The 20,856-nt window shown below is 38.1% G+C and carries 22 protein-coding genes; 6 read left to right on the forward strand and 16 right to left on the reverse strand.

Features of this window, described 5'->3' with window-relative positions; translation table 11 throughout:
- Positions 1-283 (forward strand): hypothetical protein (locus tag DEX24_RS17390; protein ID WP_211310124.1); only part of this gene is annotated, 283 nt, incomplete at its 5' end.
- A gap of 164 nt (positions 284-447) precedes the next feature.
- Here DEX24_RS17390 and DEX24_RS15265 read toward each other — a convergent pair.
- Entirely contained in the window at positions 448-1,086 is a 639-nt protein-coding gene (locus tag DEX24_RS15265) for a response regulator transcription factor (RefSeq protein ID WP_109307267.1), read from the reverse strand.
- 17 nt (positions 1,087-1,103) lie between these two features.
- Positions 1,104-2,219 carry a GAF domain-containing sensor histidine kinase gene (locus DEX24_RS15270; protein ID WP_186819628.1) on the reverse strand — a complete coding sequence of 372 codons (1,116 nt, stop codon included), beginning with the start codon at positions 2,217-2,219 and terminating at the stop codon, positions 1,104-1,106.
- Between the two features lie 212 nt (positions 2,220-2,431).
- Here DEX24_RS15270 and DEX24_RS15275 point away from each other — a divergent pair, with 212 nt between their 5' ends.
- Positions 2,432-2,860 carry a disulfide oxidoreductase gene (locus tag DEX24_RS15275; RefSeq protein WP_109307268.1) on the forward strand — a complete coding sequence of 143 codons (429 nt, stop codon included), beginning with the start codon at positions 2,432-2,434 and terminating at the stop codon, positions 2,858-2,860.
- Complete coding sequence (locus DEX24_RS15280; RefSeq protein ID WP_109307269.1) at positions 2,860-3,426, forward strand: thioredoxin family protein; 567 nt, start codon at positions 2,860-2,862, stop codon at positions 3,424-3,426. Before DEX24_RS15275 ends, DEX24_RS15280 begins: the two co-directional genes overlap by 1 nt.
- A gap of 433 nt (positions 3,427-3,859) precedes the next feature.
- Here DEX24_RS15280 and DEX24_RS15285 read toward each other — a convergent pair whose 3' ends face one another.
- Entirely contained in the window at positions 3,860-4,645 is a 786-nt protein-coding gene (locus DEX24_RS15285; protein WP_109307290.1) for an aldo/keto reductase, read from the reverse strand.
- Positions 4,646-4,993: 348 nt separating this feature from the next.
- Between DEX24_RS15285 and DEX24_RS15290 the strand changes: the two genes are divergently transcribed.
- Complete coding sequence (locus DEX24_RS15290; protein ID WP_109307270.1) at positions 4,994-6,298, forward strand: NCS2 family permease; 1,305 nt, start codon at positions 4,994-4,996, stop codon at positions 6,296-6,298.
- Positions 6,299-6,424: 126 nt separating this feature from the next.
- Here the strand turns inward: DEX24_RS15290 and DEX24_RS15295 are convergent, their stop codons facing one another.
- Positions 6,425-6,628, reverse strand: a complete 204-nt coding sequence (locus tag DEX24_RS15295) for a hypothetical protein (RefSeq protein WP_109307271.1) — start codon at positions 6,626-6,628, stop codon at positions 6,425-6,427.
- A gap of 167 nt (positions 6,629-6,795) precedes the next feature.
- Between DEX24_RS15295 and DEX24_RS15300 the strand changes: the two genes are divergently transcribed.
- Complete coding sequence (locus tag DEX24_RS15300) at positions 6,796-7,356, forward strand: HAD-IA family hydrolase (protein WP_109307272.1); 561 nt, start codon at positions 6,796-6,798, stop codon at positions 7,354-7,356.
- Between the two features lie 429 nt (positions 7,357-7,785).
- On the opposite strand, the gene trmL is transcribed toward DEX24_RS15300, so the two are convergent.
- Together trmL and queG are read right to left on the reverse strand one after the other, a co-directional pair.
- Entirely contained in the window at positions 7,786-8,259 is a 474-nt protein-coding gene (trmL, locus tag DEX24_RS15305) for a tRNA (uridine(34)/cytosine(34)/5-carboxymethylaminomethyluridine(34)-2'-O)-methyltransferase TrmL (RefSeq protein ID WP_109307273.1), read from the reverse strand.
- A gap of 17 nt (positions 8,260-8,276) precedes the next feature.
- Complete coding sequence (gene queG, locus DEX24_RS15310) at positions 8,277-9,407, reverse strand: tRNA epoxyqueuosine(34) reductase QueG (RefSeq protein WP_109307274.1); 1,131 nt, start codon at positions 9,405-9,407, stop codon at positions 8,277-8,279.
- A 61-nt stretch (positions 9,408-9,468) separates the two neighbouring features.
- Here queG and DEX24_RS15315 point away from each other — a divergent pair, with 61 nt between their 5' ends.
- On the forward strand, positions 9,469-10,164 hold the full coding sequence (locus tag DEX24_RS15315; RefSeq protein WP_109307275.1) for a B3/B4 domain-containing protein: 696 nt from the start codon (positions 9,469-9,471) through the stop codon (positions 10,162-10,164).
- 64 nt (positions 10,165-10,228) lie between these two features.
- On the opposite strand, the gene DEX24_RS15320 is transcribed toward DEX24_RS15315, so the two are convergent.
- From DEX24_RS15320 to DEX24_RS15365, 10 genes are all read right to left on the reverse strand, one after another.
- Positions 10,229-11,236 carry an ABC transporter ATP-binding protein gene (locus tag DEX24_RS15320; RefSeq protein ID WP_109307276.1) on the reverse strand — a complete coding sequence of 336 codons (1,008 nt, stop codon included), beginning with the start codon at positions 11,234-11,236 and terminating at the stop codon, positions 10,229-10,231.
- A 13-nt stretch (positions 11,237-11,249) separates the two neighbouring features.
- The gene (locus DEX24_RS15325; RefSeq protein ID WP_109307277.1) at positions 11,250-12,164 is read right to left on the reverse strand and encodes a C40 family peptidase; all 915 of its coding nucleotides are present in this window, start codon (positions 12,162-12,164) and stop codon (positions 11,250-11,252) included.
- Positions 12,151-13,248 carry a dipeptide epimerase gene (locus DEX24_RS15330; RefSeq protein WP_109307278.1) on the reverse strand — a complete coding sequence of 366 codons (1,098 nt, stop codon included), beginning with the start codon at positions 13,246-13,248 and terminating at the stop codon, positions 12,151-12,153. Before DEX24_RS15330 ends, DEX24_RS15325 begins: the two co-directional genes overlap by 14 nt.
- A gap of 4 nt (positions 13,249-13,252) precedes the next feature.
- Positions 13,253-14,185 carry a S66 peptidase family protein gene (locus tag DEX24_RS15335; RefSeq protein ID WP_109307279.1) on the reverse strand — a complete coding sequence of 311 codons (933 nt, stop codon included), beginning with the start codon at positions 14,183-14,185 and terminating at the stop codon, positions 13,253-13,255.
- Between the two features lie 85 nt (positions 14,186-14,270).
- Positions 14,271-15,887, reverse strand: coding sequence for a peptide ABC transporter substrate-binding protein (locus DEX24_RS15340; protein ID WP_109307280.1), 1,617 nt, complete (start codon positions 15,885-15,887; stop codon positions 14,271-14,273).
- Positions 15,888-15,938: 51 nt separating this feature from the next.
- On the reverse strand, positions 15,939-16,982 hold the full coding sequence (locus DEX24_RS15345; RefSeq protein WP_281288200.1) for an ABC transporter ATP-binding protein: 1,044 nt from the start codon (positions 16,980-16,982) through the stop codon (positions 15,939-15,941).
- A gap of 6 nt (positions 16,983-16,988) precedes the next feature.
- Positions 16,989-17,924 carry an ABC transporter permease gene (locus DEX24_RS15350; RefSeq protein WP_109307281.1) on the reverse strand — a complete coding sequence of 312 codons (936 nt, stop codon included), beginning with the start codon at positions 17,922-17,924 and terminating at the stop codon, positions 16,989-16,991.
- The gene (locus DEX24_RS15355; protein ID WP_109307282.1) at positions 17,921-18,859 is read right to left on the reverse strand and encodes an ABC transporter permease; all 939 of its coding nucleotides are present in this window, start codon (positions 18,857-18,859) and stop codon (positions 17,921-17,923) included. The genes DEX24_RS15350 and DEX24_RS15355 overlap by 4 nt, the downstream gene beginning before the upstream one ends.
- Before the next feature lie 18 nt (positions 18,860-18,877).
- Positions 18,878-19,702, reverse strand: coding sequence for a M55 family metallopeptidase (locus tag DEX24_RS15360; protein WP_109307283.1), 825 nt, complete (start codon positions 19,700-19,702; stop codon positions 18,878-18,880).
- Between the two features lie 215 nt (positions 19,703-19,917).
- Entirely contained in the window at positions 19,918-20,838 is a 921-nt protein-coding gene (locus DEX24_RS15365) for a S66 peptidase family protein (protein ID WP_109307284.1), read from the reverse strand.
- Positions 20,839-20,856 lie beyond the last annotated feature (18 nt).

Below are 20,856 nucleotides of genomic sequence, written 5' to 3' on the forward strand. Positions count from 1 at the left end.
GCAGGCGGCGACTTCTGCGGGAACAGCACGAGCGGAAGCACCCGGACTGAGCGAAGCGAGGGAGAAGGCTGGAGCCGTGCCCGCGAAAAGCGTCCGCCGGAACGGAATCAACGGCTACGAGGAAAAGTGGACTTTTTCAGTGCCCTCGTCTTGTACCGAACTCATTTTACTTTTGTCTTTATGTAAACATAAAAGGCATGCCACTTCCTCTATTCGTTTGCTTCACACCAAAAGAATCAAATCGTCCAAATGCATCTGTATTTTTCATCCATTTCTTTTATGATGAATCCCTTCAAGCTATTTGAATAGCCCAAAAAAGCTAGTCAACATCTCGACCAGCCCCTTTTTCAGCATATGAACTGCTAATAGTGTTTGAAAAAACCCAATACATAGAATAGAAATAAAAAAGGAGCTAAATTACCGGATGTAATGTAACTCACTACTCATTTAATTTTCTGTTAAACCATTTTTCACAGCATACAATGCTGCTTGTGTACGGTCTTGGACTTCTAATTTAGAAAAAATATTAGAAATATGTGTTTTCACCGTTTTTTCAGTGACGAATAAAGAAGCTGCAATTTCTTTATTGCTCTTCCCCATCGTCAACTCTGCTAGAACATCTTTCTCTCTACGTGTTAATGGGTGCAACATATGTGGTAAATTGATATTTTCTTCATTACTTTTTGTCAGTTGCGTTGTTGCATCCGGATGCATACGATTTTTCCCGGCAATAATAGCTCGAATTGTGTCAACTAAATCATCAGGTTCAATATCTTTAAGCTGATAACCTGCAGCACCTGCCTCAATAGCTGGTACTACATGATCTCGATCCGAAAAACTTGTCAACATTAAAATGTGGATATGTGGATACACTGATTTAATACGCCTTGTCGCTTGAATACCATCCATCTCTGGCATGACAAGATCCATTAATACAATGTCTGGCTGCAATTCTGATGCTAATTCTACAGCCTCTCGTCCATTGCTTGCTTCTCCGATAACCATAATATCCTTCTGCGTCTTTAAAAAGAATAATAGACCACGTCGCACGACATGATGATCATCTGCAATCAGTACTTTAATCATAGAACTCACTCCCTCCTCTAATATGGCAATCTAACTAAGATTTCAGTTCCCTTACCAATGTCGCTCACCCAATCGACTGTGCCGCCAAGATCTGTCGTTCGATCCCTCATACTTTGAAGTCCTAGTGATGGTAAAACCACAGATGAGTCAACAGAAAAACCGCGTCCTTCATCTTTAATGACAAGTAGAATATCACTATGTGTAACGCGAATAATGATATCCGCTGTTGTCACGCCTGCATGTTTTCGAATATTATTGAGTGCTTCTTGTGTCAATCTAAATAAAGATTCTTCTATTTTCGATGAAAATTGTAAAACACCTGATACTTTAATATTCAATTTGAGGCCAAGCATTTCAGCATAACCTTTTATCGCTTCTAACAAGCCCGTTTCTAAACCTTTTGGTCTCAACTGCCATATAAGTGCGCGCATTTCGGTTAAAGCTTCTTGCGTTAAATTTTGAATTTCTCTAAAGGTATCTTTGACCATTACCTCATCGGACATTTCTACCCCAGCACGCGAAGTTAAAGTAACTGAAAATAGCAGTTGATTGACAGAGTCATGCAAATCGCGTGCGAGGCGATTACGCTCTTGCACAAGTGCCATTTCCTGTTCTTGTTTTGTCAATAAAATCCGTTTAATTGCTGAACCAAGTTGAAAAGCTACCGATTCTAATAAGGCTAAATCATTATCCGAAAAACGAACAGTATTTGGTGATGCAACATTTAATAAGCCAAAGCGCTCTTGACCAGACTGTAATGGTACGGTGGCATGATGTGTAATACCTGACTCATCTGTATCCTCACCTTTATTGGCCAATTCTATGCGCTGGCACTCAATAATATTCGAGGCTTTTTCAAGTTCATTGTTATGAAATTTTGTTAAACACCAACAACCGCCCTTCGTCAAATAGTGACAAGCATTTTGAGATAAAGATGCCGGTAGGTTCTCTTGTGCAACAATTTCATGCTTTCTACGGTCTTTCGTTAAGAAAATCCAACCCGTTTCAAAAGTCGTACCAGCCAATACTTTTTTCAGGGCGAGCTGAAGCATCGGTTGTACTTCTGTTTCTTCATTTAAAAGCTCTGCGATTTCTTTTAATAATGTAATATTTGAATGATCTGCTGGTTGCAAAATACGCCCTCCCCACACAATGTATTACTCTATTGTACCTTTCTTTTTCAAAATATCCTATGACAAGCGTCTCATGCTTTTGGCTGAATTACAAAATTACAAATATATTAAATCATATAAGAAAACTCATGATTCGAGAAAAAACATTTTACTTCACATCGATAAACTTATATACTCGAGTAGGAAAATACTCTAGAATTAGGAGAATTTTAATGACGAAAAAAATTGAATTTAGTCTATTAGCCATGTGGGTCATATCGCTAGTAGCCATGATGGGCTCTCTATTCTTTTCTGAAGTCCAAAAATATGAACCTTGTACCTTTTGTTGGTATCAAAGAATATTGATGTACCCACTCGTACTTATTATCGGTGTAGCTTATTTGCAACATAATGCCAAAATTGCGATGACTACTTTAATTTTCTCAATTATTGGTACTTGCGTCGCTCTCTATCATTACGGTATTCAAAAAATCCCTTATCTACACGATAATGCTGCAGCATGTGGACGTGTACCATGCACCGGTCAATATATAAACTGGTTTGGTTTCGTAACGATACCATTCCTATCTCTGCTCGCATTCCTACTCATTATGGGTCTGAGCATCGTTATTTTAAAAGCATCTAAGGAGGAAGAAAATTAATGGCTCAAAAGAAAAAACAACCACTAGGTAAAAAGAAAAAACAACCACTAGGTAAAAAGAAAAATAATGCTGGCATACTAATCGTTATTATTGTAGTAGTCGTTGCTATTTTCGCAGCACTATTCTTTATCAACAAATCACAAAACGACAATAAAATTGATTCTAGTAAGGAAAATACGGAATCTGGTTTATACGGTGATTATACGCCGAAAAAACAATCTACTATCGATCAATTAGATGATAAAAATTATCAAAATATTATCTTACCTGATGCATTAGACAAAAAAATCAAGTCTGGTGAAGGTGTATTTGCATACTTTTTCTCACCTGAATGCGTCCATTGCCAAAAAGTAACACCTGAATTAATGCCCTTAGCCGCTGCTGATCAGATTCATATTGATCAATATAATGTTTTAGAATTTGAACAAGGTTGGACTGATTATAACTTAGAAGCTACACCCACTTTAGCTTACTATAAAGATGGTAAAGAAGTTGGTCGCATTGTTGGTGAACAACCAAAAGAGAATTTCACGAAGTTCTTCAAAGATATGAAAAACAGCAAATAATGACTGACGAAAAACTCCCTTTATACATCGGGAGTTTTTTCTATGTCCACATTTGATCAATAAAAATTACCGATTCATAAAAAGAGCCATATACTGTCAAGGTTCGTATAGCTTGTTCTATTACATAGAAAAGGACATCACACGATAATTTCACTGTCTGTAAACTCCTATGTATTAAGAAAAAACGAGCCTGGGACAGAACAAAAATAGTATGTCTCCCATACAAATAATCAAATCAATTGAATGAGCTGAAAACCCCACAGGGACTCAGTGATGAGGCGTTTGAAGCCATGTCCGCGGAAAGATTTTTCGAAGCGGAAATTAATTGAAATGAATAATCCCGTATGATTTCGACAAATCATACGGGATTTTCTCTGTTGAAAATACGTTTATCTCAGGCTCGTTACGTTTTTTAGGGTATAGGTGTTACATCCTATTCATAGGCATAATGATCTGGATGTGAACCAAAGCGTTCATCGCGATGTAAAGCATCAATACGAGCCATATCTTCTGCTGTTAATTCAAAATCAAATACCTGCGCATTTTCTACTATGCGACTTGGTGTAACTGATTTTGGAATAACAATATGGTCCCCTTGTAGATGCCAACGGATAATTGTTTGTGCAGTTGTTTTATTGTATTGCTCACCGATTTGACGAATTGTCTCGTCTTGTAATACTTTCCCTCTACCTAATGGAGACCAAGCAGTGATTGCTATATTATTCGCCTGACAAAATTCACGGTTTTCCACCTGCGTTAGATAGGGATGTAACTCAATTTGGTTGACCATTGGTTTATAGTTCGCAGTGGTCATTAATTCTTCTAGATGATGTACTTGATGGTTAGAAACACCTGTCGCACGTATTAATTTTTCATCATAGAGACGCTCAATTGCACGATATGTCTCTTTAAATTTACTCGGTACAGGCCAATGCGTTAAGTAGAGATCTAAATAATCCATCTGTAATAAATTCAAACTTTTTTCAAATGCAAATAATGTTTCATCATAGCCTTGATCTGTATTCCATACTTTTGAGGTAATGAAGAGATCTTGTCGTTTTTTATTGCTGTTACGAAGCGCTTCGCCAACTTGTTGTTCATTGCCATATAATGAGGCTGTATCGATAGCTGTATAGCCTTCTTGTAACGCTTTTTCCATCGCTAAGTACGATTCTTCTGGATCAGTCATTTTATAGACACCTAAACCGAAGCGAGGCATTTCTACACCGTTATAAAGTTTTTTTGTTGAAGTTAATGTATACACATCATCACGCTCCTTTGTTAAATAGTATAAACGTATTGAGTTCTGTTGCAAAGTTATAAAACATTGAATCCACCAATCACCCTTTATCTTTTATATGCGCATCGCACTACGTTTTTCTTTAGTAAATAAACTCGGCGAATCCCATGACCGCTCCAAAATCAGCGAAATAGATCAACAAAACAATCTATTATCTAATAATTTTGAGAATAATTACTTTTTTTAAAAAGGTTGATTTTTCGTGTTTAAACGAATATTATATACTTTGTCCCAAAAAATGTTCGGTTTTAAGGAGAGATTTAAACTATGTTTCAATTGAAGCAACATGGAACGACTGTCAGAACGGAATTATTAGCTGGTATGACTACATTCCTTACAATGGTCTATATAATAATCGTCAATCCAGCTATCTTAGCTGATGCTGGTGTCCCTTCTCAACAAGTATTTATTGCCACAATTATCGCTACAGTGATTGCAACGCTTTGGATGGCATTAGTCGCTAATTACCCCATTGCAGTTGCACCAGGAATGGGGTTAAATGCCTATTTCACATACACGGTTGTCTTAGCATCAAAAGGTGAAATTGAGTATATAACTGCCTTCTCAGCTGTTTTTGTAGCCGGTATTATTTTTGTACTGTTATCTTTAACACCTTTTAGAGCAAAGTTAGTGAATGCGATTCCAAATAATCTAAAACATGCGATTACTGCTGGTATTGGCTTATTCATCGCCTTTCTTGGTTTACGTTTAGCGCTTGTTATTGTCGATAGCGGTGATAAAAACCTCGTAAAACTTGGTGATTTAACAAGTCCTGGTGTTATGTTGACGATTGGCGGTTTACTTTTCACTGCCATTTTAATGGTACGTAAAGTACCCGGTGCTATTTTCATCGGTATGATCGTCATTGGTATAATTGCCTTCTTCACAGATCAACTGAAAATTAATGATATTGCTGCATTACCACATTTACCAGAGGGTATTATCGTGTGGAATCCTATTGCTGCAATCGGTGAAGTAATTGAATATGGTTTATACGGCGTTGTTTTTTCTTTCATTCTTGTTACTTTATTTGATACAACTGGCGCCTTAGTTGGTGTCGCCAAACAAGCTGGCTTAATGAAAGATGATAAACTTCCACGTGCTCGTAAAGCCTTATTCGCTGATTCATTAGGTACTACTTTTGGTGCCATGTTTGGTACATCTCCTACTACTGCCTATGTAGAATCTTCTGCTGGTGTTGCAGCTGGTGGTCGCACAGGTCTAACGACATTAGTAGTCGCAGTTTTATTCATAGCTGCTTCTTTCTTCGGACCATTAGTAGATGCTGTATCACAAGTTAGCGCTATTACTTCTCCTGCATTAATTATTGTTGGTGCGTTGATGATTGCATCTGTTCGCCATATAAACTGGAACGATTTTGATGAAGCCCTACCAGCTTTCTTAGTTATTTTGATTATGCCACTTACATCAAGTATCGCAACAGGTATTGCCTTCGGATTTATTACGTATACATTATTAAAAGTAGTGAAAGGTGATTGGCGTAAAGTACATCCTCTCATGTATATTTTCGCTGTGTTATTCCTCTACCAATTACTATTTTTGCCACATTAATTAGAAAACCCAAACATTGCTTCTCGATGTTTGGGTTTTTTGCATAAAAAAAGGTCCGAAGAATTCTTCCGACCTTTCTCGCATCGCCCTACAAAAATGCTGCTAGTTCGATGCGATACCCTTTATTTATTTCTTTTTTTCAGATTGTTCTTTTGTTTTAGGTTTCACTTTGATTTTATTGGCTTCCTCATACTGTACAGGATCTTGTATGTAACCATCTTGATTTAACTGCTGCTCATCACGCATATTGTCCATTTGTTTTCCTAACTCGATTACATCATCCATATCATTTGTCATGTGTCCGCTTGAAGTTTGTTCTTTCTTTTTCATGTTTTTGTCCCCCTTCAATCGTATAATATTAGTATACCCTAAACTTTGAGTAGTATGCCCAGTTGCAGTTTTTTTCTACTGGATGACTCAAAAACTTTATTTTCAGCCTATTTATGCTATCTTTAAATTACGAGTAAATTGTTTTACTAAAAAGGAGAGGTGTACGAATGAAGATTTTATGGGATTTTGATGGCACCATTATGGATACATACCCTGCTTATTCAGCTATATTATTTGAAATTTTAGAGGGTAAATTCAGCATAGAAGAAATCTATCGACAGCTAAAAATTTCACAGTCACATGCCATTGACTATTTTGGTCTGACAGCTGAACAAGCAACTGATATGAAGGCACAAAGCCGAACAATCCAACAAGATGTCTTTAAACCATTTGAGTGTGTCCGAGATGTCTTAGATCAGGCAGAATTGAATGTTATTATGACACATATGGAACGTGCTACAGTTGAACGCCTACTAAAAGAAACACAACTCAACCACTATTTTATCGAAATCGTTGCTGGTGATGATGGTTTCCCACGAAAACCGGATGCAACTTCATACAAGTATTTACACGACAAATATGGTATTGATCTAGCAATAGGTGATCGACCTTTGGATCTAATCCCCGCAAAATCAATCGGTATCTCGACAATCATGTTCCAAGGTGATTGCGATGCTGCTGATTATACACTCGCTGATTACTGTCATTTCTCTGACTTGGACATCTAACATTTTTCTATCATTAAAGGAAAAAATAGGATATACTAAGTGTGAACATTTACTTTAACAGGAGGAGGTGCACCCACATGAAATTAATTTTGATTATCGGTGTTATTATTTCATTCCTAGTAGCCATCTTCACATCCAGCTACGATAGCGTACCTGGTGAAGAAGCAGAAAAATAAAAAGGCATCTAATTAGGATGCCCGTTCACTTGAGTTATCTTCGTTATTCATCCTCATGAATAGCCAGGGTGGCTCTTTTTAATGCTTCTATACTATTTGGTCGAGGGTTTCAAACCATACAATCTCTGCTCAACTCTTTCCGCAGGAGACGCGAGCTTGAAGAGAGCATTCGTCCGAAACGAATAAATAGAAAAAGTGGCGTGATTTGAAAAATCCAAATCACGCCACCCCAATAGTTGACGTAGCACCTTTTTTATTTTACTGAATGGAAATTTTGTTGGCGCAATGCTTCATAAATGACGATGGCTGCAGTATTTGATAAGTTTAATGAGCGTACATTGTCACTTTGCGGAATTTGTAAGCACATATGCTTTTGATCTTCGATTAAGGTTCTTGGAATACCCGTTGTTTCTCGGCCAAACATAAAAAATATATCTTCTTCTGTATGTGAATAGTCAAATTCTGTATAATTTTTTGTACCGAATGTTTCAATATAATAAATAGTGGCTTGACCATGCTGTTCAAAAAATGCTTCCACATCGTCATAATACGTAATATTTACTTTGTCCCAATAATCTAATCCTGCACGTTTTAGCATTTTATCGTCCGTTGAAAAACCGAGTGGACGAATCAGGTGGAGGCTGGTATTTGTTCCTGCACAGGTTCTGGCGATATTTCCTGTATTTGCAGGTATTTCTGGTTGATATAAAACAATGTGTAATGACATGCTAGACACTTCCTTCATTATTGTGTAAACAGTAAACCTTTGTGGATCTCTTCGATAACATATGCATCTTGTTCATCGATTAATGCTCGTTGTAAAATTGCTTTGGATTGTTCACCGTTAATCTTTCCGATGGCCCAAGCAGCTGCCCCTTTAATAACAGGACGTTCATCCGTTGTCATCACTTCCTCAAGCAACGGAATCGCCTCTTCTTCCTTAAAATGAGCAAGGGCATAGATGGCATTGCGTTGCAGTGGTTTTTTACCACGCCATGCCCCTGAAATATGACCAAATTGTTGTTTGAAATCCTTATTTGAAATTGTCAGTAATGGTTTTAATAATGGCTTGGCAATTTCAGGATCCGGGAATAATTCCTCATGAATTAAATTATGCTTCCGCTTATTTTTTGGGCAAACCGTTTGACATGTATCACATCCATAAATCCGATTACCCAAATGTGTACGGAATTCGTCCGGTAGATCACCCTTTGTTTGCGTTAAAAATGCAATACAACGCTGTGCATTCAATTGCCCCCCCTGTATGAGAGCTCCAGTCGGACAGACGTCCAGGCATAGTCTACAATCCTCACATTGATCGCCTATCGCTTCATCTGATTCAAATGGTATATTTGTAATCATTTCTGCCAAATAGACGTAGGAGCCAAACTCTGGCGTAATAATATTCGTATTTTTGCCGCTCCACCCTATTCCTGCCCTCTCGGCAACAGCACGATCTGAAAGTTCTCCTGTATCAACCATTGAACGCAATTTTGCTGTTGGTACCTTTTCTAAAATAAATTGTTCCAATAAAGCTAGACGTTCTCGCATCGCTGTATGATAGTCAATGCCCCAAGACGCACGACAAAAAATACCACGACGTTCACCCTTTTTGCCTTGCGGAGCATCAACCATTTTGGATGGATAAGCGACTGCGATGGCAATGATACTCTGTGCTTGTTCTAACAATAATGTCGGTTCTGTTCGTTTTGTAATATCGGCTTCCTCAAAGCCAGACTGATAGCCCAACTCTTGCTGTTGCTTTAATAATCGTTTTAAATCGATAAATGGGGCAGCAGAGGTGAAACCAATTTTATCGATTCCTATTGAAATAGCGTAGTCTCGAACCTGCTGCTGAAGTGTTAAGACATTCATTTGGTTTCCCTCCCTCTCCTATGATACAATTGGAAAAAATGAACAAACGGGTGATGATTATATGACAAAAATTCAATTAGATTCTTCATTAACATGGACCGTTCCTGATTTTAAAATCGGCATTATCCATTATACCAAAATTATCGTCGGAGAATCGCCTCAAATGATAAAAGGTCGTACAAGACTCTATCAAGAAAATTTATTTTTAGATTTACAAGATGTTCCTGTAACGGATCGAGCAGGTATTCGTGAATGGCGACAGCTTTGGAAAACTTTTGGTGCTGACGCCAACCGCTACCGCCATTCTACAGAAAACTTAATGCGACGTATTGCAAAAGAAAATTATTTAGAACCGGATCATTCTGCTGTCGATTTGAATAACTTCTTTTCATTGCAATATGAAATTCCTGTAGGCCTTTACGATGCTGCTAAAATTGATGGTGATATCACAGTTGCTTTAGGTGATGATCGCATCGGTTATGAAGGTTTAAATGGTCGTTATACTCACCTGAAAAATATACCCTATTCTGCAGATAACAGCGGCCCTTTTGGTAGCCCCTATGTTGATAGTGTACGTACAGCTGTCACTGAAAACACGACTGAAGCACTCCAAATTTTTTATTTACGTCCCTCTTTACAAGAAGCTGCATGCCGACAATTACTCGAATCTGCTGGGAAAATGTTCATGCAAATTCATGGTGGTGACTATACTATTCAATTATTAAATGCTGAAGAGCCTCAAGTAATTATAGAGTGACGACGAAAAAAGCCAACGAATAAAAGTTGGCTTTTTTCTATATTTACGAGCATTTATTACTCGTTTATACCTCCACTACAGTTTCCTTCTCGTGTAGAATCATATCTGGATCTAACAAGTGACACGCCGCCATATGTCCTGGTTCTTTTTCTAACCAACGAGGTTTTACTGAAGAACATTCCGCTTTAGCTACCGGACAACGTGTGTGGAATACACAACCCGTTGGTGGATTGATTGGGCTTGGTAATTCCCCTTGTAAGATGATACGTTGTCTTGCTTCTTCAATATCAGGATCGGGTATAGGAATAGCCGATAACAACGCCTGACTATATGGATGCAATGGGTTTTTATACAATTGTTCGCTCGTCGTTAACTCGACAATATGTCCTAAATACATAACGGCAATGCGACTTGAAATATATTTCACCATCGATAAATCATGCGCAATGAATAAATACGTAAAACCTTTGTCCTTTTGTAATTTTTGCAGCAACTTTACGACAGATGCTTGAACGGAAACATCCAAAGCAGAGATTGGTTCATCTGCAATGATAAAATCCGGATCTAATGCTAACGCTCTGGCAATTCCGATTCTTTGACGTTGACCACCCGAAAATTCATGTGGATAACGATTGGCATGTTCACGATCTAAGCCAACTGATTCCAATAAATCATTGACCTTCGCATTCAGCTCTTTTTTTGTGTTATATACCTCATGAATGACAAGTGGCTCTGCAATTATTTCATAGACTGTCGAACGTGGGTTTAGCGATGCATAGGGGTCTTGAAAAATCATTTGCATATTTTTCAAAAATGCATTGCGCTCCTTCCCTTTTAATTTGTGTACATCTTGATTATTAAAAAGGACTTCTCCAGCAGTGCGACCATATAAACCCATAATTGTACGACCAGCCGTCGATTTGCCACAGCCCGATTCGCCTACTAATCCAAATGTTTCTCCTTTATAAACTTCAAAAGTAATGCCATCTACCGCCTGCAATATTTGACCCTTTCCTAGATCAAAATGTTTTTTCAAGTTGTTAACCTTCAATATTGGTTGATTCTGAGTCATAGGACGTCCCCCTCTAGTCGTATCTGCGTACTGCACAAATTTCTTTTTCTAATGTAGAACCATTCAACTCATAGAGTTCAACTGATTTACCTGTCTGATGAGAATGTAATAATAAATCATTGCCAAAATAAAGACCGACATGTCGTATAGATTCTTTTTTAGTTCCAAGGTCATCAGCAAAAAATAATAAATCACCCACACGCCATTGCGTGCGGTCATCTTTATTAATCGCTGTACCACCTTCTGATTGCTCTGTTGCATCTCGACCGATTATATGACCCGCAGCCTTTGCAATATTGTAGGTAAAACCTGAACAGTCATACCCATAAGATGACATGCCTCCCCAAACATATGGCAAATCTAAAAATTGTAGGGAACTCATCGTCCTATTAGCCATCGAATCACGATTCCCTACATGTGGTAATGCTGTAATTGCTGCATCAGATTTCAAAATTTTTGCTGCCCCATGAGGCGTTTGTACATCATAATAAATCGCATCTTCATCTAAATAATCAACAATTGTATTAAATGGTACGACGATACTTAGCGTAAAATCCTTCTTATATATTTGCGTTTTATTGGCTGTAACGATAACAAACTTAGTTGCCGTTTTTTCTTGCGCTATTTGTAATTGATGCGAAGGGACCCAACCAGGATAACCCGCAGCATTTTTACGCGATGGTTGCTGTGATACAATGACCGAACTCCAACCATCTACCTCCTCTATCACTTGAAGACATTCACCATATAAAAGCTGTGACTGCAGTAAATTACTATCACATAAAGCCAAACGCTCTTTGTATGGCTGTTGTTCCAACCATTTATTGAGTTGTACGGGGTTACTAAGTGCAAATTCATCATTTTTTCTTGCACTATTTGCGGCTGTCCAAATATTTGCTACTGCTACGACTACTTCATATGTTTTCATGAATTTTCCTCCCAATCGCTAAAATACCTAGTCCCGATTCTTTCGCAAAACGGATACGACTACCATCGTATTGAATACCTCCAACTGTGGTTTCTTCTTTCATCATCAATGCAGCATCAAAATCATAATAGTGTATATTACTTTGACTCGCTGCAAAATGAGCCGCTGCAGTGATGCCTATTTTTGTTTCAATCATACTTCCCGTCATACATTTCATATTGTGGGTTTTTGCCAATGCATTAATTTTTAATGCTTCGTGAATACCGCCCGCTTTCATCAACTTGATATTGATCAAATCTGCAGCACGCATTTCAATAACTCGCTGTGCATCATGAGCAGAAAATACGGATTCATCTGCCATAATAGGTGTTAAAGTATTGTCCGTCACATACTTTAACCCTTCCAGATCATGTGCCAGTACAGGTTGCTCAACTAACTCGATTTTCAGCTCCAAGTCTTCCATACGACGTATAGCATAAACAGCATCCTTGGCACTCCAACCTTGGTTTGCATCTAGACGAATAGTCGCTTGGTGGCCGATTGCTTGACGAATCGCCACAATACGTGCAATATCTTCTTCAATCGTACCAATACCTACTTTAATCTTTAATAGATCAAAGCCATCTTGCACATATTGTTGAGCATCTGCTGCCATCTCACTCGCTGCATTGACACTGACTGTGTAATCCGTTTTTAGCTCAGATTTTGCACCACCTAGATATTGAAAAAGTGGTAAATTTGCTTGCTGTGCCAACAGGTCATAGATGGCCATATCTACTGCTGCTTTTGCGCTGGTATTGCGAACAATGGCTTTATGTAATTGTACAAAAATATCTTCAAATTCTTCAAGATGTCTACCAACTAAGAGTGGTTTAAACACCCCATGAATAGCAAAATCGATGCTCGCTAATGAATCACCGGTAATGACAAGTGTTGGTGGTGCTTCACCAAAACCACGGCGACCATTTTCTAATTCAATCGTAATATAAATTGACTCTGCAATATTCACTGTACGCAACGCAGTTTTAAATGGTTTTTTTAATGGCACCGCCACTTTTTCTGTATAGATTGCTGTGATTTTCATTTTTTCAGTCTCCTTTTCGAACACCTGCTTGGAAGGTGATTTTTGGTTCATCCGCATCAATTGTCGCTTCAACTCCCAATGGTATGGCAAAATGTGGCTGACAATGCCCAATTTTAACCTCACTGACAACGGGTATATGAAGTGGTGAAAAATAATGTGAAAAAACATCGTCTAATTCTAAGGTTTCCTGCTGTTTTTTAGGCTGTGCTTCAGAAAAATCTCCAATGATGACACCAGTAAGTTGATCAAGCATCCCTGCTTGACGTAACTGATTGAGCATACAATCTACACGGTACGGTTCTTCTCCTACATCCTCTATCAACAATATTTTCCCTGCAACATCCAACTGAAAGGGCGTACCAATACCATTGGCAATTAAACTTAGATTCCCTCCAACAACTTCAGCAGTTACCTGTCCCCCTACACGTGTTTTTATTGGTCCAAAATTTAGATCATATTGTAAAATAGTTGGTTCAAATAACTGTTGAAATTGTAGGGCAGAGCTACTTTGAAAACTTTCTTCTGCGACATCGGAAGCCAACATAGGACCATGAAAAGTGACAAGATTGCTGTTGTTACCTATCGCATTATGTAAAAATGTAATATCTGAATAACCCCACAGGATTTTCGGATTTTTCGCGAGCAATTCAAAATCAATAGCATCAGTAAAACGAGCAGCACCATAGCCACCACATGCACAAATAATGCCCTTAATAGCAGGGTCTGCAAACATTGTATGTAAATCAGCTAAACGTTCCTCATCTGAACCAGCCAAATAACCATTTACCTCATTGACTGCTCCACCAAATACATAACGCAAACCGAGCTTGTCCAAAAATGCTAAAGAAGCTTGTAGTTGTGCTTTCTTTGGTGGACTTGATGGTGCGATTATGCCTATTAAATCACCCTTTTTTAACGCGATTGGTCGTTGCTTCATACCATCACCCCTTCCTAAATGATAGGCCTGCTATCCTATCATTTAGGAAGGAGAGGAGCAATCAAATGCTCCTTCTCCTCAAAAACTATTCTTTATCTGCCCATTTCAAATCCATATACCCTACTGGATGACGAACAATTGATTTGATATTTGGTTTTTGTAAAGACAATTGATTGTAAAAATGAACAGGTACAATTGGTGCTTCTTCAATAAGAATTTTTTCTGCATCTTGTAACATCGTCCAACGTTTCGCAGCGTCAGATTCGTTTTTCGAGCCGGCAATTAACTTATCGAATTCTTTATTTGACCAGTTTGTGCGATTCATTGATGAATCGGTAATAAAACTTTCTAAAGCATTTACTGGATCCGCATAATCATTCAAGAATGATGAACGGAAGAATTGATATTTATTTTCTTTTGATTCAGCCATAAATACCATTGGCTCTACATTTTGTAGTTTCACATCGACATCAATTGCTTTTTTCAGTTGATCTTGAACTGCTACTGCAATTTTTTGATTATCTGGACTTGTACCATACGTTAAAGTGATTTTTGGTAAAGTTGTCCAGCCTTCTTCTTTCATACCAGCAGCAAGTAATGCTTTTGCTTTTGCAGTATCTGGAGTAATTAAGTCGCCCACTTCTTCACGGAATTCTTTACCATCTGGCCCTACAAAACCATATGATACAAAACCATGTGCCGCTTTTTGACCTGTTTTTGTTACGTAATCAACAATTTGTTGTTGATCGATTGACATGGCAAATGCTTGGCGCACTTTTTCATTTGTAAATGGTTCTTTATCCGTATTGAATCGGAAGAACATAACACCTGCCTGATCCATATTTGATAATTCTTTATCATCTTTTAATTGCTCAGCCATTTCGGATGGTACGCTAGAAACATCTAGCTCACCTGATTTATACATTTGATACTCCGTATTCGTATCGTTGACCATTGCCCACTCTACTTTACTTAACTTCACAACATCTTTATCCCAATATTGATCATTTTTTTCAAATGTCATTTTTGCATCGTGCTCCCAAGCCGTTAACTTGAAAGGCCCGTTGCCGACAAAAGTATCCGCTTCAGCAAACCATTTCGGATTCGTTTTTGCATTTTTTTCGTTTACTGGGAAAAAACTTGGGTTTGTAATAATATTTAAAAATGCTTCAGTTGGTGCTTTTAATGTTACTTTTAATGTTTGATCATTTGGTGCTTTAATACCGACTGCTTCAAATTTGCCTTTACCCATATTAAAATCTTCGGCACCGACGATTTCATAGGCTAAAAATGCTGCTGGTGATGCTGTTTTTGCTTCTAACATATGTTTCCAACCATAGACAAAATCATTGGCTGTTACTTTATCACCGTTTGACCAGTTGGCATCACGTAAAGTAAATGTATATTCTTTACCATCTTCAGAAATATCAATTTTCTCCGCAATCGCCTCAGTTGGTTCGTTTTTATCATTTAAGCGAACTAATCCTTCCATTAAATTATTTAATGGATTCCAAGAAACGGCATCAAACGCTACCGATGGATCAAATGAGTTCGGTTCAACACCATTATTTAAGTAAAGCACCTTTTCTACAGCTTTCCCTTTGTCACCGCCAGAATCCTTACCAGCATCTTTATTGGCCGTACATGCAGCCATTACCATAAATAATGCAACCGTTAGTAACATCACAAGCCACTTCTTCATCTTATTTCCCCCTTTGATTTTGGTGATATGTCAAGTACTGTGTACGAGTCACTACTTTGATGGAAAAACAGCTTGTGCTCGCTCATCATGTAGCCAACAATAGGCACGATGCGAGTTGCTAAGCATAGTTTTTTCCGGTTCTATTTTTTCACATACTTCCATGGCATACGGACATCTTGCTGTAAATCCACAGCCCTTCGGTGGGTCAAACAAATCAGGCGGTGTACCATCTATTGGTTGTAGCTCCTCATCCATTAAATCTAGACGTGGCACAGAGTTCAATAACCCTTTCGTGTAGGGATGGCTCGCTTGATAAAAAATTTCTCGTTTGTTTCCGATTTCAATAATTTGACCGGCATACATAACAGCGATACGATCTGCAATCTTTGCCACAACACCTAAATCATGTGTTATTAATATAATTGACACACCTGTTTTTTGTTGAATTTCTGCAAACAACTCTAATACCTGCGCCTGTATTGTTACATCTAAAGCTGTTGTAGGCTCGTCCGCAATCAATACTGTTGGCTCACATATAAGGGCGATAGCAATGACAATACGTTGACGCATACCACCTGAAAATTGATGGGGGTATTGCTTCATGCGTTCTTGTGGGTTTGGAATCCCAACTAAATTAAGCATTTCTAATGCCTTCATATTAGCTTCCGATTTAGATAAACCCTTATGCGTACGTACACCCTCCGTCAACTGCTCTCCAATTGTTAATGTTGGATTAAGTGCAGTCATTGGATCTTGGAAAATCATCGAAATATCCATACCCTGAATTTGGCGTAGTTTTGCTTTTGGTAAAGTGGCTAAGTTCTTATGATCAAAAAGGATTTCACCATTTTCAATCTTGCCCGGTGGCTGTGGAATCAAACCCATAATGGCACTTGATGTCACACTTTTTCCACAGCCAGATTCACCGACAATCGCCAATGTCTCCCCCTTATATAAATCAAAGGTCACACCGCGTACTGCTTTGACATACCCACCATATGTTTTGAAGGTCACATGTAAATTTTTCACTTGTAAAATCTTCTCTTGTGATTCTGGTAGTGTATCCTCCGGCATTGTTGATTGTTTACTAACCATTTGTTTCTACCCCCTCAATTTCGGATCAAGCGCATCTTGCAAACCATCACCGAGCACATTAAATGCAAACATCGTTAGAGAAATAAATAATGCTGGGAAGAATAATCGCCACCAGTCACCAGATAAAATAACCGGCAATGCATCATTAGCCATCACACCCCAACTTGCAAAAGGTACGCTTACACCCAGTCCAAGGAAACTTAAAAATGCCTCGGTAAAAATGGCACTCGGTACTGTAAGGGTAATTTGAACAATGATTGGTCCCATCGTATTTGGCAGTAGATTTTTCCGAATAATTCGTGATGACTTTGCACCAAATGATTTTGATGCTGTCACGAATTCATAATTTTTAATTTGGAGAACTTGACCACGTACAATTCGTGCCATACCTACCCAACCGGTTAATGCAATGGCAATAATGATTGTCGTCAAACTTGGCCCCATCACAACCATCAGTAAAATAACAACCAATAAGTTAGGTATACCATATAGTACTTCAACGATACGCATCATCACCATGTCCACCTTACCACCTTTATAACCAGCAATTCCTCCATAAATGATGCCGATTACACAATCGATTAGCGCAGCAACAATCCCAACAAATAGTGAAATTCTTGCACCATACCAAGTACGTACAAAAACATCGCGGCCTGCTTCATCTGTGCCAAACCAGTTGGACAGTGATGGCGCTAGATTTTGATTTTTATAGTCTGTTGAAGTGACAGAGTAAGGTGAAATCCATGGAACGACAACAGCCATGAGCATAAGGGCTACTAAGAAAAATAAACCCATCATCGCTAATTTATTTTTTCGTAGACGGCGCCAAGCATCCGCCATGTAAGATAATGACGGCCTCACCACTTTTTCTGCACTAGCCTTATCCTTTGATAGCGGTTTGAACCAATCATCTTCAGGATTTTGACGTGTGATATTTGTCATGATGATTCACCTTCTTTATTGTGTAATTTAATACGAGGATCTAGTAAACCATATACAATATCGACTAAAAACAGCATAAATACGAGGAAGGCACTATAAAAAACTGTCGTTCCCATAATGACTGGATAATCACGATTGCTAATTGATTCGACAAAATATTTGCCCATCCCCGGAATTGCAAATACCCGTTCAATAATAAAAGTACCTGTTAAAATACCTGCAAGCATCGTCCCCATAATTGTCACAATCGGCATAAGTGCATTTCTCATAGCATGCCTAAAAATTACACGAAATGGTTTAAGTCCTTTAGCTTTAGCCATTTTAATATAGTCTTGCGTTAGCACTTCTAGCATGCTTGAACGTGTTAAACGTGCGATAATCGCCATTGGACCCGTCGCTAAAGCCAATGTTGGTAAAATCATATAGGAGGGACCAGACCAAGTGGCTGCTGGGAGCCAGCCAAGTGAACCAGCAAATACTTGAATGAGCAAAGTCGCTAATATAAAGTTTGGTATCGAAATACCCACTACGGCGATTGTCATTGCTAAATAATCGATTATACCATTATGTTTTAACGCGGCAAGTGTCCCCAATATTAGGCCTGAAATAACGGCGACTAATATGGATACCATGCCTAGTTCAAAAGAAATTGGAAAACCTCGTTCGATTAAAGAGTTAACTGAATCATTTGGTTTTTTGATTGATGGTCCAAAATCAAAAGTGACAATTGATTTTAAATAATTCACATATTGAATTGGTAGTGGATCATCTAAATGATAAAACTTCTCTAAATTTGCTTGAATTTGAGGATTCGTTGTTCGATCCGATTCGAGTGGTGACCCTGGTATAGAATGCATTAGAAAAAAAGTAAGTGTAGCTATGACAAAAATAGTTGCTATCATCATGAAAAAACGCTTAATAATATATTTGATCATCGAAAGCCTCCTGTTCTTCTAGCAGTATTTTGCTTGGCACGCTAGCTCAAGCATGACAAGCATCGCTCTAAACGCCTCTAGCATATCTTTAGACTTGTATTCGACCATCGTAGTACCTTCTATAATTGTCACCCCAGGCATTAATGCTGCCCATTCAGCCTGACCATAATTATTAAATTCCATTTTCAATATCGGATTATCCGGTGGTGTTAATGGTTTTATTTCTTTTCTATTTGTAACCGCTTCCATTGTTTTTTCCGCTAACAAAGCACGTGCCTTTTTCGGATGCAATGTTTTTACGCAGGATCGTGAAATTGATTGTTTCACTGCCGCGGTAACTACGCCTGGAATAAGTGCCTCAATTTCTCGACAAGCACCATCATCTCCTGCCAACATAATAACTGGCACTCCATGGTAACCTGCCACATATGCATTCATACCAATTTCACCCACCTCAACATCATTCAAATACATTGTTTTGACGGTAAAACTCATCGAATGACTCATCACACCTGGCATGCTCGCTCGAGAATGATAACCTAAGAAACATACACCATCAAAGCTATTGTCTAGACCATGTACCATAGAAAATTGTTTGAAATCACCTGATATTAAATTTGCCTCTTCATGCAATTCTTCAAAAAGAATATTATTCATTTTTGAATGACTATCATTTACGAGTATTTCACTTGCTCCACTTTGGACGGCTTGCTCAATAACTGTATTGGCTTCCTTGGTCATTGTTTGTCTTGCTGCTTCATAATTTCGTTCTCCCGCCGTGACATATGTATAATCTGCCAAGCCCGTAATGCCCTCCATATCAACCGATACGTATAATTTCAAGCGTTTCACATCCCTACCATTTTTTATCAATCTTAGTTTCTTAATACAATAGCAGAAATATTCCGATAATTCAATCAACTAATTGAAAATATAATATTCTACACGAAACAATAATTATCTCGAAATATCATTTTTTCTATACAAATAGAGCCTCCACATAAAGTGAAGGCTGTATAATACTACTATTTTGTTATTTTTATATATCAAAAAAATTATTATTCAACACCTGGTAAGAGCACTAATGTTTTAGCATCTGCGTCGAGCATAACATCAACACCCAAAGGGATACCGATATTTAACTGCTCATGACCAAATTTAAAACCACTAACGACAGGTTTATTAAGATGACTAAAATAGCTCGCGAATAATTCAGCCAGTTGGGGTGAATTTTTGAATTCACGCGGCTGTGTTTTACTAAAATCACCGATAATAATTCCAGCACATTGTTCTAATTTACGCGATAATCTCAGCTGATTTAAGTAGGCATCAATTTGAACCGGTTCTAAACCAATTTCTTCAATTAGTATAATTTTATTGACAACATCAAGTTCGAATTTTGTACCCAATCCTCCTACGATTGAAGAAAGATTTCCTCCTACAAGCTGACCGCGTACTTGACCGCCACTTATCGTTGTCAGAGGTGCTATTGTTTCATCATAAAAAATCTCTGCTGGTGTAAATAATTGCTGGATCATACGAATCGTACGCTCATGTACATTTTCATCACCTAACGCCTGTAGGTTAGGTCCGTGGAATGTCACAATATCACTAAACATTCCAAATGCGCTGTGTAAAAATGTAATATCTGAAAATCCCCAAAATATTTTCGGATTTTCTTCCAATAATAAATAATCAATTTGATCGAGAATTCGTGAACTACCATAACCACCAGCTGCGCAAAAAATAGCTTTAATTGTTGGATCTGCAATCATCGTATGCAAATCTTTGACACGTAGCTCATCTGTCCCTGCTAAATAATATTCTTTCTCTCCAACAGCTTCGCCTACTACATAATTCAAACCAAGATTACTTAAAATTTCCAATGACTTGTCGAATTGTTTGCGCATAGGTGGGCTTGCTGGTGTAATAATCCCAACTGTATCACCTTGTTGTAAACGTGCGGGTCTTTTTCTCATTTTACTAACTCCTTTACC

Source organism: Kurthia sibirica (genome assembly GCF_003143975.1).
Classification (GTDB): domain Bacteria; phylum Bacillota; class Bacilli; order Bacillales_A; family Planococcaceae; genus Kurthia; species Kurthia sibirica.

Bases quoted from the DNA above. Each gene is read 5' to 3' on its own strand.
- DEX24_RS15265 (WP_109307267.1), bottom strand. From the start codon at position 1,086: ATGATTAAAGTACTGATTGCAGATGATCATCATGTCGTGCGACGTGGT.
- DEX24_RS15275 (WP_109307268.1), top strand. From the start codon at position 2,432: ATGACGAAAAAAATTGAATTTAGTCTATTAGCCATGTGGGTCATATCG.
- DEX24_RS15280 (WP_109307269.1), top strand. From the start codon at position 2,860: ATGGCTCAAAAGAAAAAACAACCACTAGGTAAAAAGAAAAAACAACCA.
- DEX24_RS15285 (WP_109307290.1), bottom strand. From the start codon at position 4,645: ATGCCTCGCTTCGGTTTAGGTGTCTATAAAATGACTGATCCAGAAGAA.
- DEX24_RS15290 (WP_109307270.1), top strand. From the start codon at position 4,994: ATGTTTCAATTGAAGCAACATGGAACGACTGTCAGAACGGAATTATTA.
- DEX24_RS15295 (WP_109307271.1), bottom strand. From the start codon at position 6,628: ATGAAAAAGAAAGAACAAACTTCAAGCGGACACATGACAAATGATATG.
- DEX24_RS15300 (WP_109307272.1), top strand. From the start codon at position 6,796: ATGAAGATTTTATGGGATTTTGATGGCACCATTATGGATACATACCCT.
- trmL (WP_109307273.1), bottom strand. From the start codon at position 8,259: ATGTCATTACACATTGTTTTATATCAACCAGAAATACCTGCAAATACA.
- queG (WP_109307274.1), bottom strand. From the start codon at position 9,407: ATGAATGTCTTAACACTTCAGCAGCAGGTTCGAGACTACGCTATTTCA.
- DEX24_RS15315 (WP_109307275.1), top strand. From the start codon at position 9,469: ATGACAAAAATTCAATTAGATTCTTCATTAACATGGACCGTTCCTGAT.
- DEX24_RS15320 (WP_109307276.1), bottom strand. From the start codon at position 11,236: ATGACTCAGAATCAACCAATATTGAAGGTTAACAACTTGAAAAAACAT.
- DEX24_RS15325 (WP_109307277.1), bottom strand. From the start codon at position 12,164: ATGAAAACATATGAAGTAGTCGTAGCAGTAGCAAATATTTGGACAGCC.
- DEX24_RS15330 (WP_109307278.1), bottom strand. From the start codon at position 13,248: ATGAAAATCACAGCAATCTATACAGAAAAAGTGGCGGTGCCATTAAAA.
- DEX24_RS15335 (WP_109307279.1), bottom strand. From the start codon at position 14,185: ATGAAGCAACGACCAATCGCGTTAAAAAAGGGTGATTTAATAGGCATA.
- DEX24_RS15340 (WP_109307280.1), bottom strand. From the start codon at position 15,887: ATGAAGAAGTGGCTTGTGATGTTACTAACGGTTGCATTATTTATGGTA.
- DEX24_RS15345 (WP_281288200.1), bottom strand. From the start codon at position 16,982: ATGGTTAGTAAACAATCAACAATGCCGGAGGATACACTACCAGAATCA.
- DEX24_RS15350 (WP_109307281.1), bottom strand. From the start codon at position 17,924: ATGACAAATATCACACGTCAAAATCCTGAAGATGATTGGTTCAAACCG.
- DEX24_RS15355 (WP_109307282.1), bottom strand. From the start codon at position 18,859: ATGATCAAATATATTATTAAGCGTTTTTTCATGATGATAGCAACTATT.
- DEX24_RS15365 (WP_109307284.1), bottom strand. From the start codon at position 20,838: ATGAGAAAAAGACCCGCACGTTTACAACAAGGTGATACAGTTGGGATT.